The following is a 13,696-nucleotide window of genomic DNA, read 5'->3' as shown; positions in this document are numbered from 1 at the left end:
CGCTTATTAGCGTTACCCTGCGCGCGCCCTCATGGGCGCGCGTTTTTTTCTGCCATCGCAAATTTTTTTGAGGAGGGACCCTATGGCCGCTACCAACCGGTTGGCCTGCTATTCCGATCCCGCCGACCACTATTCGCATCGAGTGCGTTATGTGCTTGCTGAAAAGGGCGTCAGTGTCGAAATAATTGACGTTGATTCGGCGCACTGTCCGGTCAGGCTGACCGAGGTGAATCCGTACGCCAGCGTACCGACGCTAGTGGATCGTGATTTAGCGCTATATGAGCCGAGTGTGATCACCGAGTATCTCGAAGAGCGCTATCCGCATCCGCCGTTGCTCCCTGTATACCCCGTGGCCAGGGCCAATACACGCCTGCTAATACATCGGGTACAGCGCGACTGGTGCGCGCTGGTGGATAGGATTGGCGATCGCCGTACAGCTGATGCGGCGCGTGCCCAGGCGCAAAAAGAGCTGCGCGAAAGCCTAACGGGCGTGTCGCCCGTATTTGCTGAAAAACCTTTCTTCATGAGTGATGACATCAGCTTGGTTGACTGCTGCTTGTTGCCTATCCTGTGGCGTTTACCCAAACTTGGAATTGACTTGCCGCGAGCGGCGAAACCGCTGCTCGACTACATGGAGATCAATTTTGCTCGGGAGGCCTTCCAGGTCAGTCTATCCGCCGTTGAGCGCGGCATGCGCTAAGAGGGTTGCATATGACATCGAGTCGACCTTATCTGGTACGGGCGTTGTACGAGTGGATCGTCGACAATGACTGCACTCCGCATCTGCTGGTCAACGCTGATCATGCAGGCGTTCAGGTGCCGGATGGTTTTGCCAGTGATGGCCAGATCGTCTTGAACGTGGCGCCCAGTGCGGTACGTCAATTGAAGATGGATAACCAGGCGATCAGCTTCGAAGGGCGCTTCGGTGGTGTTCCGCATAGCTTGCACGTCCCGTCTGCAGCGGTCATGGCTATCTACGCAAGGGAGAATGGGCAGGGGATGGTGTTCGAGGTTGAGCCTACTCCGCCGGATGATGAGACACCATCCGATGATGCTTCGGCCGCCACGAGCGCGCCGTCACGTCCAGCCCCAGGTGGGCGTCCTAGCTTGAAAGTAGTTAAATAATAGAAATCGATAGGCGCTTGAGGCTGAAAGGCAAGTCGGTGGAATACAAGGCTGCATCCACCTGTGCACTTTCCGCCTCCAAGCCTTTAATCGATATATTCGAACAGTTTGACGATGCGCTGCACGCCGGAAACGCCTTGCACCACGCTCGTTGCACGATTGCCTTCCTGTCGCGAGACGAGGCCAAGCAGGTAAACAATGCCGTTCTCGGTAATGACTTTTATGCGTGAGCCAGGAACGCTCGCGTCTGCCAGCATCTGTGCCTTGATCTTGGTGGTCAGCCAGGAATCGTTGCTGCGAGCCAGGGCGGATGAAGGCTTTAGAACCTGAATTTCGTTGTGTACACGTTTGACGCGCTGAACCGAGCTGGCGGCCTGTTCGGCTAGCTGCTTCAATTCTGCACGTGGTGTTTGGCCTGCCAACAGAACCACGCCGTTGTAGCTGGCAACGATGACATGGGATGCCTGATCAAGGTCCGGGTGGGCCTTGGCAATATTCACGGCTGCTTTCGTTTCGATTAGCGAGTCGTCAATGGTGCTGCCGATCGTGCGGGTTCCGCGATTATCGTCAATTGGGTCGTCGCGTGTGGCGGTAAGCACGGAACTACAGCCAGTGACGGCGAGGCATAGCGCGAGCGTAAGCGCATGCAAGTGAACTGAAGTCATTCTTCGCTCCCAAAGAGTTGGTTGTCGATCAGGTCGCATAGGCAATGAATGGTCAGCAGATGGACCTCTTGAATGCGTGCGGTCACCTTGGCTGGCACTCGGATTTCAACGTCTTCCGGTAGCAGTAGCGAAGCCATTCCGCCACCGTCGCGACCGGTGAGGGCGACCACCACCATTTCCCGGTCGTGCGCGGCCTGTATCGCCTGGATGACATTGGCAGAGTTGCCGCTGGTTGAAATTGCCAGCAGCACATCGCCCGGCTGACCCAGTGCGCGGATCTGCTTGGAAAACACTTCGTTGTAGCTGTAGTCGTTGGCGATGGATGTCAGTGTCGAGCTGTCCGTGGTCAGCGCGATTGCCGGCAGGCTAGGGCGCTCTCGCTCGAAACGGTTGAGCAGCTCTGAGGAGAAATGCTGAGCATCGCCGGCGGAGCCGCCATTTCCGCAGGTCAGGATTTTGCCTTCACTGAGCAAGGTATTGACCATCACTTGCCCGGCCTGCTCGATGCTGGGTGCGAGCACTTCCATCGCGCTTTGTTTGGTCTCGATGCTGGCGAGGAAGAGCTGACGTATACGGGATTGCATGTCCATCGGAAATAAACCTTCAGGTGACGGGCTGGGCTGCTTTAGCCGTGCCGCAAGGAATCTTGGGTGCAGATGTGATGCTCACGAGATGCTGCGAAACCCGCATGTCGCGTTTTTAGCTATCGAAGGCATTTCGAATCCAGCTGGGCTTCGCTCCGCTCTCGGTCGAGTCTATGGCAACGACATCGAAGCGACAGGGATGCTTTGCCCAGCGACTCTCCTTTAGCAGGAACAGCTGGGCCGCCTTGATTAGCTTCTGCTGTTTGCGCAGGTCTACACTCTCGAGTGCGCCGCCCCATGCGGCATGGCGCCTGTACCGAACCTCGACGAATACTACTGTATCGCCATCGAGCATGACCAGATCAAGCTCGCCACTACGGCAGCTCCAGTTGCGGCAGAGCAGGCGTAGACCGTGCGCCTGGAGGTGCTGCAGTGAAAAATCTTCTGCGCGCTTTCCACTGAGCTGTTTGCTGGTCGCTATCAATCTGGAATATCCGGGAGCGGTTGGACTTCCCCGTCCCGGAACTCGGCCCACGGCAAGCGCCGTTCGATCCGCTGCTGTGGAGTTAGGCTGAGCGTTCCCGAAAGGCCATCAATCCGTGTGTCAGGTAGCGCAAGAAGCTGATTCAGGCGCGGCGCCAGCTGGTAGGCGTCAGCGCCCATGGCATACAGCCTGCCGAGGCTGCCCCGGCTTTGCGGCCACTTGCGCTCGATCTCCTGGCGCAGGGGCAGCTGCGGGTCAAGCAGCCATGGGGTTTCGGTAAAGCGAATGCCTTCGAGATCCAGGTATTGCGTGCGGTTATCAGTGGCGGCATGAAGGTGCGAAGTCGCGTAGACCGGGAGGTCGCCGGCGTACTGGAAAATCAGGGTGGGTTTGACTTGTTGCGCCTGTTGCGGCGTGGCGGCAAGAAAAAGGAAATCAATATCTTGGCGGCGCGATGGCTGCGACTCGTCGCTGCCTCCGTTGCTGCGTATCTGCAGCATATCGGCAATCTGGTTTGCCAGCTCGATGGGTTCGGCCAGGGGTTCAGCCGCAACCACTGTGCCGCCTAGCGTCTGCCATTCCTGGCGGAAAGCTTCAAACACTCGATTGCCCCAGTCGCCGCGAGGCGTCAGCGCCACTGCGCGGCGGTGCCCATCGGCCCAGGCGCGGCGCGCGACTTCACGAGCTTCGTCTTCTGCCGCCAGCCCGAACTGGAACAGTTGTGGCGGCACCTGTTGGTTCGCATCGCTGTAGTTCAGGGCCAGGGTCGTAATGGGCAGCTGTTCGCGATCGGCCAGTTGGCGGACCATATCCTTTTCCAATGGGCCGATCACCAATTCAACACCCGAGGCAGACGCTTGCCGGTAAAAGTCGTCTAGAGAAGACAGGCGGGTGCTGTCGAACAGTTCGATTTTCAGGTCCTGTTGCCCTGCAAGATGGGCTGCTAGGAATCCGTCGCGCAAGGCGCGTGCAACGCTGGCCAGCGGCCCTTCCATCGGCAGCAGAAGCGCTACGTGCGATAAGGGTTTGTCTGCCAGCTGCTTGAGCTTTAACAGCGGGTCGGGCAGGCGCCGTGCGGCTGGGTGATTAGGGTTTTGCTGCTGCCAGGCCTCGATGGCGCGTTTTTGCTGGCCGAGCGTGCCGGCCTGCTTAATGGCTGTGGCCAGCGATATCCAGCCTGCGAGGTCGGTGTCGGCGGTTTGTTGCAGTTGCTCCGGCGCGAGATTCGAGACCAGAGACCAGATCGTCTCATGATTTTGCTCAGCCGCTTCACTGCTGAGTAGGGGTGCGATGAAGGTGCGCTCGCGCGCTGCATCGAGCGGCTGGTTGTTTGCTTCGAACGCCTCGGCGCGAGCCAGTTGGGTGCGAAGTTGTTGCTCTACAGGGAGTTCGGCGAGACGTTCAAAGGCTGGATGCTGTAACGCCTGGAGCGCACTTTCGGGCTTTCCAGCGGCTAGGGCCAGCTCGGCTTCCAGCGTTTTGGCGAACATCTGCTGGGCTGGCATCAACTGGTCAATGGCGACTTGTTCCAGTATCTGGCGCGCTTGGGTCAGGTTGTCTTGCTGGATGCTCTGGTCGGCCGCTGACAGCCGCAGCAACGCAGCCTTGCCTGGATCACTGGCATCGGCATCTTTCAGCAATTGTTGCGTCGATGCCTGTGGGGTGCGAGGCAGTTCGCCGAGGGTGGAGGATGGTGAGCTGGCGCAGGCCGACAGCAAGGCAGCAATGCATAAGAAGATTAGCGGGCGAAAGCGGGCCGTCATGTGTTCATTCCTGAAAAGGCGCTGGCGGGTGTCGGTGGATTGTACCCAAGCGTTGGCGGGGTCGCGATGTCGCGGCCCGTAAACGGGCTACAATGCGCGTTTTAGTGACTGAGGTAAGCCTTGTGACTGCGACAGATGATGTGAATTCCGCGGCGGGAACGCTCTATGTCGTCGCCACACCTATCGGCAATCTCGAAGATATAAGCGCGCGGGCTTTGCGCGTGTTATCCGAGGTCGCGCTGATTGCGGCGGAAGATACCCGGCATTCATCTCGCCTGCTGCAGCACTTTGGCATCACCACACCCTTGGCTGCATGTCATGAGCATAACGAGCGAGACGAGGGAGGGCGTTTCATCCGGCGGCTGTTGGCTGGCGAAGATGTGGCCTTGATCTCCGATGCTGGCACGCCGTTGATATCCGACCCGGGTTACCACCTCGTCAGGCAGTCTCGCGCCGCGGGTGTCCGGGTCGTTCCGCTGCCCGGTGCGTGTGCGCTTATTGCCGCGCTTTGCGCCGCCGGGCTGCCGTCCGATCGCTTTATCTTTGAGGGGTTTCTGCCTGCTAAGCAGGCAGCACGCCTTGCTCGCCTGGAGTATCTTCGGGCTGAGCCGCGTACGTTGATCTTCTACGAGGCGCCGCATCGTATTCTTGCTGCGCTTGCTGACCTCGAATCAGTGTTCGGTTCCGATCGACCTGCGGTGTTGGGGCGGGAGTTGACCAAGACGTTCGAGACGCTGAAAGACCTTCCTTTGGGTGCATTGCGAGCTTGGGTAGAGTCCGATGCCAATCAGCAGCGCGGCGAGTGCGTGCTTGTAGTGGGGGGCTGGCAAGCGCCGAATGAAGACGATGCGGTCGATGCGGATGCGCGCCGGATTTTGGATCTGCTCTTGGCCGAGCTGCCGGTCAAGCGAGCCGCGGCGCTTGCTTCTGAAATTACTGGAGTCAGAAAGAACCTGCTTTATCAGCTGGCCTTGCAAGAAAAGGGTGCGAGTCAGTAAGTGCACTGGTGGCCAGTTCGAGTGCTTCTGATGCTAAGGCGGCCAACTATCAAGCTTGCGGGTGTCGGCGTAGACAAGTACCCTGGCCGCCGGAGAGTCGATCGGACAGTCGCTGTCTCTTTTTGTTCCGCAAGAAGGGAGGGAGGAAAGTCCGGGCTCCATAGGGCGAAGTGCCAGGTAACGCCTGGGAGGCGTGAGCCTACGGAAAGTGCCACAGAAAATAACCGCCTAAGCGTTTCGGCGCCGGTAAGGGTGAAAAGGTGCGGTAAGAGCGCACCGCGCGGCTGGCAACAGTCCGTGGCTAGGTAAACCCCACTTGGAGCAAGACCAAATAGGGATCCATTGGCGTGGCCCGCGCTGGATCCGGGTAGGTTGCTAGAGGCAGTCAGTGATGGCTGTCGTAGAGGAATGACTGTCCTCGACAGAACCCGGCTTACAGATCGACTCTCCGACTTTTCTTGAAATATCCCGCCTGTCTTAGTCCAAAAAATTCTTGCTCTTCACAAAGTACTTTAACTTCGAAGTGCATGCTTCTGCGTTTGCTGAATATCTCTGTCAGCTATCCCTTCCGGTTTACCGTTTATCTCCGTTTCGGTTGCTAAATTCCCGTCACATAAGGGTTTTTCCCGTCAGGCGTACCTTGACGGTGGGGCTGCTGCATTTCTATAGTGCGCACAAGTGGTAGAAAGTGGAACGAAGTGGGTATTTATGGGCATGGAAAGCTAAATCAGGGGAAGCGCAACCGTGTTTCGCGGAGCAAACGCCATCAGTCTCGATGCCAAAGGCCGGCTAGCCATGCCCAGTCGGTATCGTGACGAGCTCGTTTCGCGTTGCGAGGGGCAGCTGATCATCACCATTGATGCCGTCGACCGTTGTCTCGGAATTTACCCATTGCCGGAATGGGAGCAGATCGAAGCCAAGTTGCGCGAGCTGCCCTCTCTCAGAGAAGAAAGTCGCCGGCTGCAGCGCTTGCTCATTGGTAATGCGGTCGATTTGGAGATGGATGGCACTGGTCGCGTACTGGTGCCACCGCGTTTGCGCGAATACGCCGGTCTGGACAAGCGGGCCATGCTGGTCGGTCAGCTGAACAAGTTCAGCCTGTGGAACGAGGACGACTGGAACGCGCAAGCAGATGCGGACCTGGCGGCCATCAAACAACCCGGTGCTTTGCCGGAAGAATTGCGTGATCTAATCCTGTGAGCCGGACCAGCAGCTATAACCATGTGACCGTTTTGCTCGACGAGGCCGTCGCGGCACTCGGCGTGCGCCCGGATGGCCGCTATCTGGACGGGACCTTTGGGCGCGGCGGGCATAGTCGTCTGCTGTTGCGGCAGCTTGGGCCTGATGGCTGTTTGCTAGGATTCGATAAAGACCCGCTAGCAATCGCTACGGGGCAAGCACTGGCGGCCGAGGATGGCCGCTTTGTCGTTGTGCAGAGAAGTTTTGCCGAGCTTGGCGCAGAGCTCGCGCAGCGCGGCTGGACTGGCACATTGAGCGGTGTGCTGCTAGATCTTGGCGTGTCTTCGCCGCAGCTGGACGACCCCGAGCGCGGTTTCAGCTTTCTGCATGATGGCCCATTGGACATGCGCATGGACCCGAGTCGGGGAATCAGCGCCGCCCAGTGGATCGCAACGGCCAACGAAGACGATATCGCCCGAGTGTTCAGGGAATACGGTGAGGAGCGCTTTGCCAAGCGCATGGCCCGCGCCGTGGTACAGCGTCGGGCTGTGCAGCCTTTCGAGCGTACGGCGGATCTCGCCCAAGTGTTGACGGTGGCCAATCCCGCTTGGGAGAAAGGCAAGAACCCAGCGACACGCGCCTTTCAGGGGCTGCGCATTTTTATCAATAACGAGCTTGGCGACCTGGAAGCTGGGCTTGAAGCCGCTCTTGAAGCGCTGGACGTCGGCGGCCGGCTGGTGGTCATCAGCTTTCACTCGCTGGAAGACCGCATCGTCAAACAGTTCATGCGCCGGCATGCGAAAGGCGAGGCCGATACCTTGCCGCGCGACCTCCCGATCATCCCTGAAAAATTCGTGCCGCGTCTGAAACTGCTGGGCAAACCGCAATACGCGTCCCCCGAAGAGGTCAAAGCAAACCCCCGTTCGCGCAGTGCAGTGATGCGTGTCGCGGAGAAGTTGCGGTGAATCAGCTGCGCCGCGCCATGCCCAACGGCAGCCTGCTGATGCTGGTGTTGTTTATTGCCGTGCTGATATCGGCGATTGCTGTCGCCTATAGCGCGCACTGGAACCGCCAGTTGCTCAATGAGCTGTACGGCGAACTCAGTGTGCGTGACAAGGCGCAGGCTGAATGGGGCCGCCTGATACTTGAGCAGAGCACTTGGACTGCTCACAGCCGCATCGAGACCTTGGCTTCTGAGCAGTTGAAGATGCACATCCCTGAAGCGGGCGCTGTCAGGTTGGTGGCACCATGAAACTCCAGGGGGCGCTCTATCCATGGCGTTTTCGCATCGTGCTCGCTCTGCTGGCACTGATGGTAGGGGCCATTGCTTGGCGAATTGTCGACTTGCAGGTGCTGGATCAGGGGTTTCTAAAAGGGCAGGGAGATGCGCGCAGCGTGCGGCATATTCCAATCCCCGCACACCGTGGCCTCATGACTGATCGTCATGGCGAGCCTCTGGCGGTGAGTACCCCGGTCACCACGCTTTGGGCGAACCCACGCGAAATGCAAAGTGCACAGGCCCACTGGCCCGAACTGGCTGAAGCGCTGGGGCAGGACACTGCTGGGCTGCATCAGCGCCTCAAGGATCAGGCCGAGCGAGAGTTCATGTACCTGGTACGCGGCCTGACCCCTGAACAGGGGCAGCGAGTTCTGGATCTGGAGATACCGGGCGTCTACGCGCAAGAAGAGTTTCGCCGTTTCTACCCCGCTGGCGAAGTGGCCGCGCACGTGGTGGGTTTTACCGATATCGATGACCACGGTCGTGAAGGCATGGAGCTGGCCTATAACGAGTGGTTGGCCGGTGTTCCGGGCAAGCGACAGGTGCTCAAGGACCGTCGTGGCCGCCTGATCAAAGATGTTCAGGTCGTCAAGAATGCCAAGGCCGGCAAGGCGCTTGCGCTGTCACTTGACCTGCGCCTGCAGTATCTGGCGCATCGCGAGCTGCGTAACGCTTTGCTGGAGTTCGGCGCAAAGGCCGGCAGCTTGGTCGTGCTTGACGTGAAAACGGGCGAAGTGCTGGCCATGGTCAATCAGCCGACCTATAACCCGAACAATCGCCGGAATCTGCAGCCTGCGGCGATGCGTAACCGGGCATTGACGGACCTGTTTGAACCGGGTTCGACGATGAAACCCATCTCTATGAGCGCGGCCCTTGAAACGGGCCGGTGGAAGCCCAGCGACCTGGTTGAGGTATGGCCAGGTTCGCTGCGCATCGGTCGCTACACAATCCGCGACGTCTCCAGAACAGAAGGCCGTGAGCTTAGCCTGACGGGCATCCTCATCAATTCTTCCAACGTCGGTATGAGCAAGGTTGCTTTTGATATCGGCGGCGCTGCGATTCATGAGGTCATGCGCAAGATCGGTTTTGGACAAGACACCGGTTTGGGCTTCCCTGGCGAGCGAGTCGGTAATCTTCCAACACATCGTGAATGGCGACAGGCCGAAACTGCCACGCTTTCATATGGTTATGGCCTGTCGGTAACCGCCGTGCAACTGGCTCACGCCTATGGCGCGCTAGCCAACGATGGCCGCTTGGTGCCGATGTCATTGACCAGGGTCGATCACAAGCCAGAAGGCGTAGAGGTGGTGTCGCCGGAGGTCGCGAAAACCCTCCAAGGCATGCTGCAGGAGGTCATCGAGGCCCCGCGTGGAGTGTTCCGCGCCCAGGTGCCGGGTTATCACGTAGCTGGCAAGAGCGGTACCGCGCGCAAAGCTTCGACCGACAGTCGGGGTTATCAGGAAAATGCCTACCGTTCGATGTTTGCAGGTTTCGGGCCCATGAGTGATCCGCGTATTGCCATAGCAGTGGTCATCGATGAGCCCAGCAAGAGCGGCTATTACGGTGGACTGGTTTCGGCTCCGGTGTTCAGTCGCGTGATGTCCGGCGCGCTGCGCCTGATGAATGTTGCTCCTGACAACTTACCGCCCGAAGACGTCAAAACCGCCGACGCTGACAAGAGCAAGGGAGGGCGTATCTGATGCCGATGCCGCTGAATCAGTTACTGCCTCAAGCTGCCAGCGATACCCTCATTCGAGAGCTGACGCTGGACAGCCGCAAGGTCCGTCCGGGCGATTTATTTCTGGCTGTGCCCGGTTACCAGCAAGACGGCCGTGTGCATATTGCCGATGCGATTGCCCACGGCGCAGCCGCTATCGCCTACGAAGCCGAAGGTGCTGCGAAAATGACTGCGGCAAGCGCCGAGTTGGTGCCGGTTCGCAACCTAGCGGGGCAGCTATCGGCAATCGCAGGGCGGTTCTACGGCGAGCCAAGCCGCAGTCTGCATCTGGTCGGCGTTACCGGAACCAATGGCAAGACCAGCGTGACCTACCTGATTGCCCAGGCTCTGGACCGCTTGGGTGAGCGTTGCGGGATTATCGGTACCCTCGGTACCGGCTTTCACGGAGAGCTGGTCCTCGGTCAGCACACCACGCCTGATGCGATCGGCGTACAGGCCAACTTGGCGAGCCTGAGGAAACAGGGCGCGCGCGCCGTTGCGATGGAGGTGTCCTCGCATGGCCTGGCGCAGGGACGAGTTGCCGCCCTGGCGTTCGATGTGGCTGTGTTTACCAATCTTTCCCGAGATCATCTTGATTATCACGGCTCCATGGAAGCCTACGGTGAGGTCAAGGCGCGGTTGTTCACCATGCCAGGGCTAAGCTGCCGGGTGATAAATCTGGACGACACCTTGGGCCGTTCGCTCGCGGCACAGCACGCTGATTCACGACTGATCACGTACAGTCTTGAAGATGCGTCGGCTTATCTGTACTGCCCCGAAGCGCGGCTAGACGATAGCGGAATCCATGCACGCTTGGTGACGCCCCAAGGTGAACGTTCGCTGCGTAGCCCGCTGCTCGGTCGGTTTAACGTCAGCAATGTGCTCGCTGCGGTAGGCGCTTTGCTGGGAATGGATTATCCGCTGGACGAAATTCTCGTGGCACTGCGGGAAGTAGACGGCCCTGCCGGTCGGATGCAGCGGCTAGGTGGCGGTGATCGCCCGTTGGTCGTGGTCGATTACGCCCATACGCCCGATGCCCTAGAAAAGGTGCTTGGCGCCCTACGCCCGCATACTCGCGGCAAGTTGTTGTGTCTGTTCGGCTGCGGTGGCGACCGCGACCGTGGCAAGCGCACGCTGATGGCTCAGGTTGCCGAGCGTTTGGCAGACCATGTCACGGTCACTGATGACAATCCGCGCAATGAAGATCCGCAGCAGATCCTCGATGAGATTCGTGCAGGTTTCAGCGCACCCGAACAAGTCCTGTTTGTGCCGGGGCGCGCCGCAGCCATTGCCCGCTGTATTGAAAGCAGCGGCATTGACGACGTGGTGCTGCTGGCCGGCAAGGGGCATGAGGACTACCAGGAAATAAAAGGCGAGCGCCTGCCATTCTCCGATCTCGAACAGGCCTTGACGGCCCTGGTTGCCTGGAGGGGTACTCATGCTTGAAGCCAAGCGTCTTAGTGCTCTGGTCGAGCCGTTGTCAGCCAAGTTGATCAATGCCGATGCAGCGTTTAGCTCTGTCAGCACCGACAGCCGCGCAATCGAGCCTGGGCAGCTTTTCGTCGCGCTCACCGGGCCTCGCTTCGACGGCCATACCTACCTTGCAGAAGTAGCGGCCAAGGGCGCCGTCGCTGCGCTGGTTGAGCGCCATGTGCCAGAGGTTTCGTTGCCTCAGCTTGTTGTTGCTGATAGCCGTATCGCCCTAGGCCAGCTGGGCGCATTGAACCGCAACGCGTTCAGCGGTCCGGTCGCGGCCATTACCGGCTCCAGTGGCAAGACCAGCGTCAAGGAGCTGCTTGCCAGCATCCTGCGCGCTGCCTATGGCGACGATGCGGTTCTCGCCACCCGCGGCAATCTAAACAACGATCTGGGCGCACCGCTCACGCTGCTGGAGTTGGGCGCACAGCACAAGGCTGCGGTGATTGAGCTAGGCGCTTCACGTGTCGGCGAAATTGCCTATACCGTCAGCCTGACTCGGCCAGATGTCAGCTTGATTACCAACGCGGGCACGGCTCATGTTGGCGAATTTGGTGGTCCGGAGAAAATCGTCGAGGCCAAGGGCGAGATTCTCGATGGCCTCGGCCCAAAGGGCGTTGCCGTGCTCAATCGAGACGACCGCGCCTATTCAGTTTGGGAGCGCCGAGTAGCAGGCAAACACGTCGTGAGCTTTGCGTTAACGAGTCCGCTGGCCGACATCCACCCCGCTTCGATTGCCTACGACCTTCGCGGCTGTCCCAATTTCGTCCTGACTGGACCGGCCGGGTCGGCGCGCGTCCAGCTGAACTTGCTCGGACGCCACAGCGTAGCCAATGCCCTGGCCGCCGCAGCCGCCGCCAGCGCGTTGGGCGTTTCGCGGGAACATATCGTCGCCGGGCTCGAGAGCCTGCAGCCGGTGAAGGGGCGAGGCGTCGCGCAAATGCTGAGTAATGGCGTTCGCCTCATAGACGACACCTACAACGCCAATCCGGCCTCGGTCTGCGCAGCTATTGACGTGCTGGCGGGCTTTGCCGGACGCACAGTGCTGGTACTGGGTGACATGGGCGAGCTGGGCTCGTGGGCCGAGCAGGGGCACCGAGACGTCGGCAGTTATGCCGTAGGTAAAGTGGACACCTTGTTTGCGGTCGGGCCGCTAATGAAGCACGCCGTCGATGCCTTCGGCCATGGCGCACGCCATTTTGCCGATCAGCAGAGCCTGATCGAGTCTTTGCGACTGGAGCAAGGCAATGCGACCACCATTTTGATCAAGGGATCACGGAGCGCTGCGATGGACAAAGTCGTCGCAGCGCTTTCCGCGTCCGGCATGGAGAAACATTAATGCTGCTGCTACTCGCCGAGTACCTGCAACAGTTCCACACGGGCTTCGCGGTCTTTCAATACCTATCCCTGCGTGGAATTCTTGGCGTACTGACCGCGCTGGTCCTGTCGCTGTGGTTGGGACCCTGGCTGATCCGTACGCTTCAGCTGCGCCAAATTGGCCAGGCGGTACGCACTGATGGGCCACAAACGCACCTGTCGAAATCCGGCACGCCAACCATGGGCGGGGCACTGATCCTCAGCGCGATCGCCATTAGCACATTGCTCTGGGCCGATCTGTCTAATCGCTATGTTTGGGTAGTGCTGGCTGTGACCTTGCTGTTTGGCGCGATAGGTTGGGTTGACGACTACCGCAAGGTGATCGAGAAGAATTCTCGCGGCCTCCCGAGTCGCTGGAAGTACTTCTGGCAGTCTGTCTTCGGTGTCGGCGCTGCGATCTTCCTTTATATGACCGCACAGACCCCGGTCGAAACCACCTTGATATTGCCGCTGCTGAAGGACATCGAGATCCCGCTGGGGATCGGCTTCATCGTGCTGACCTATTTCGTCATCGTCGGCTCAAGCAATGCGGTAAATCTCACCGATGGGCTGGACGGCCTGGCGATCATGCCGACTGTGATGGTTGGTGGTGGTCTGGGCATCTTCTGCTACCTGTCGGGCAACGTGAATTTCGCCGATTACCTACTGATTCCATACATCCCAGGAGCCGGTGAGCTGATCGTGTTTTGTGGTGCGCTGATCGGCGCCGGGCTCGGCTTTCTCTGGTTCAACACCTATCCAGCGCAGGTGTTTATGGGCGATGTCGGCGCCCTAGCGCTTGGCGCGGCCCTGGGCACCATTGCCGTGATCGTTCGGCAGGAGGTGGTGCTGTTCATCATGGGCGGGGTCTTCGTGATGGAAACCCTGTCGGTGATGATCCAGGTCGCCTCGTTCAAGCTGACCGGTAAGCGCGTGTTCCGCATGGCGCCGATTCATCACCATTTCGAGCTCAAGGGCTGGCCAGAGCCCCGAGTGATCGTGCGCTTCTGGATCATCACGGTGATCCTGGTGCTGGTCGGTCTCGCCACGCTGAAGTTGAGGTAATAAAG

General features: G+C 59.4%; 14 protein-coding genes and 1 other RNA gene. 11 read left to right on the top strand and 4 right to left on the bottom strand.

Annotated elements, in window-relative coordinates:
* Positions 1-82: 82 nt before the first annotated feature.
* Entirely contained in the window at positions 83-700 is a 618-nt protein-coding gene (locus tag C1896_17600; protein ID AZZ46565.1) for a stringent starvation protein A, read from the top strand.
* Positions 701-711: 11 nt separating this feature from the next.
* On the top strand, positions 712-1,125 hold the full coding sequence (locus tag C1896_17595; protein AZZ46564.1) for a ClpXP protease specificity-enhancing factor: 414 nt from the start codon (positions 712-714) through the stop codon (positions 1,123-1,125).
* Positions 1,126-1,211: 86 nt separating this feature from the next.
* Here the strand turns inward: C1896_17595 and C1896_17590 are convergent, their stop codons facing one another.
* The 4 genes from C1896_17590 to C1896_17575 form a co-directional block, all read right to left on the bottom strand.
* Positions 1,212-1,790, bottom strand: a complete 579-nt coding sequence (locus C1896_17590) for a phospholipid-binding protein (GenBank protein AZZ46563.1) — start codon at positions 1,788-1,790, stop codon at positions 1,212-1,214.
* On the bottom strand, positions 1,787-2,380 hold the full coding sequence (locus C1896_17585) for a phosphoheptose isomerase (GenBank protein AZZ46562.1): 594 nt from the start codon (positions 2,378-2,380) through the stop codon (positions 1,787-1,789). Before C1896_17585 ends, C1896_17590 begins: the two co-directional genes overlap by 4 nt.
* A gap of 109 nt (positions 2,381-2,489) precedes the next feature.
* On the bottom strand, positions 2,490-2,858 hold the full coding sequence (locus C1896_17580; GenBank protein AZZ46561.1) for a YraN family protein: 369 nt from the start codon (positions 2,856-2,858) through the stop codon (positions 2,490-2,492).
* Complete coding sequence (locus tag C1896_17575; protein ID AZZ46560.1) at positions 2,855-4,621, bottom strand: hypothetical protein; 1,767 nt, start codon at positions 4,619-4,621, stop codon at positions 2,855-2,857. Before C1896_17575 ends, C1896_17580 begins: the two co-directional genes overlap by 4 nt.
* Before the next feature lie 122 nt (positions 4,622-4,743).
* On the opposite strand from C1896_17575, the gene rsmI reads away from it, so the two are divergent.
* From rsmI to C1896_17530, 9 genes are all read left to right on the top strand, one after another.
* On the top strand, positions 4,744-5,619 hold the full coding sequence (gene rsmI, locus C1896_17570) for a 16S rRNA (cytidine(1402)-2'-O)-methyltransferase (protein ID AZZ46559.1): 876 nt from the start codon (positions 4,744-4,746) through the stop codon (positions 5,617-5,619).
* Positions 5,620-5,712: 93 nt separating this feature from the next.
* Positions 5,713-6,071: RNase P RNA component class A (gene rnpB, locus C1896_17565), an RNA gene on the top strand.
* 292 nt (positions 6,072-6,363) lie between these two features.
* Entirely contained in the window at positions 6,364-6,819 is a 456-nt protein-coding gene (locus C1896_17560; GenBank protein ID AZZ46558.1) for a cell division/cell wall cluster transcriptional repressor MraZ, read from the top strand.
* Positions 6,816-7,763 carry a 16S rRNA (cytosine(1402)-N(4))-methyltransferase gene (locus tag C1896_17555; protein AZZ46557.1) on the top strand — a complete coding sequence of 316 codons (948 nt, stop codon included), beginning with the start codon at positions 6,816-6,818 and terminating at the stop codon, positions 7,761-7,763. The genes C1896_17560 and C1896_17555 overlap by 4 nt, the downstream gene beginning before the upstream one ends.
* Complete coding sequence (gene ftsL / locus C1896_17550; protein ID AZZ46556.1) at positions 7,760-8,050, top strand: cell division protein FtsL; 291 nt, start codon at positions 7,760-7,762, stop codon at positions 8,048-8,050. Before C1896_17555 ends, ftsL begins: the two co-directional genes overlap by 4 nt.
* Complete coding sequence (locus C1896_17545; GenBank protein AZZ46555.1) at positions 8,047-9,777, top strand: cell division protein; 1,731 nt, start codon at positions 8,047-8,049, stop codon at positions 9,775-9,777. The genes ftsL and C1896_17545 overlap by 4 nt, the downstream gene beginning before the upstream one ends.
* Positions 9,777-11,240, top strand: coding sequence for a UDP-N-acetylmuramoyl-L-alanyl-D-glutamate--2,6-diaminopimelate ligase (locus tag C1896_17540; GenBank protein AZZ46554.1), 1,464 nt, complete (start codon positions 9,777-9,779; stop codon positions 11,238-11,240). The genes C1896_17545 and C1896_17540 overlap by 1 nt, the downstream gene beginning before the upstream one ends.
* Positions 11,233-12,609 (top strand): UDP-N-acetylmuramoyl-tripeptide--D-alanyl-D-alanine ligase, encoded by a 1,377-nt coding sequence (locus C1896_17535; protein AZZ46553.1) that lies wholly within the window; start codon positions 11,233-11,235, stop codon positions 12,607-12,609. Before C1896_17540 ends, C1896_17535 begins: the two co-directional genes overlap by 8 nt.
* On the top strand, positions 12,609-13,691 hold the full coding sequence (locus tag C1896_17530) for a phospho-N-acetylmuramoyl-pentapeptide-transferase (GenBank protein ID AZZ46552.1): 1,083 nt from the start codon (positions 12,609-12,611) through the stop codon (positions 13,689-13,691). The genes C1896_17535 and C1896_17530 overlap by 1 nt, the downstream gene beginning before the upstream one ends.
* Positions 13,692-13,696 lie beyond the last annotated feature (5 nt).

The sequence above is a fragment of the Pseudomonadaceae bacterium SI-3 genome (assembly GCA_004010935.1).
Classification (GTDB): Bacteria; Pseudomonadota; Gammaproteobacteria; order Pseudomonadales; family Pseudomonadaceae; genus Stutzerimonas.
This window is presented reverse-complemented; position numbering and strand designations above follow the sequence as displayed.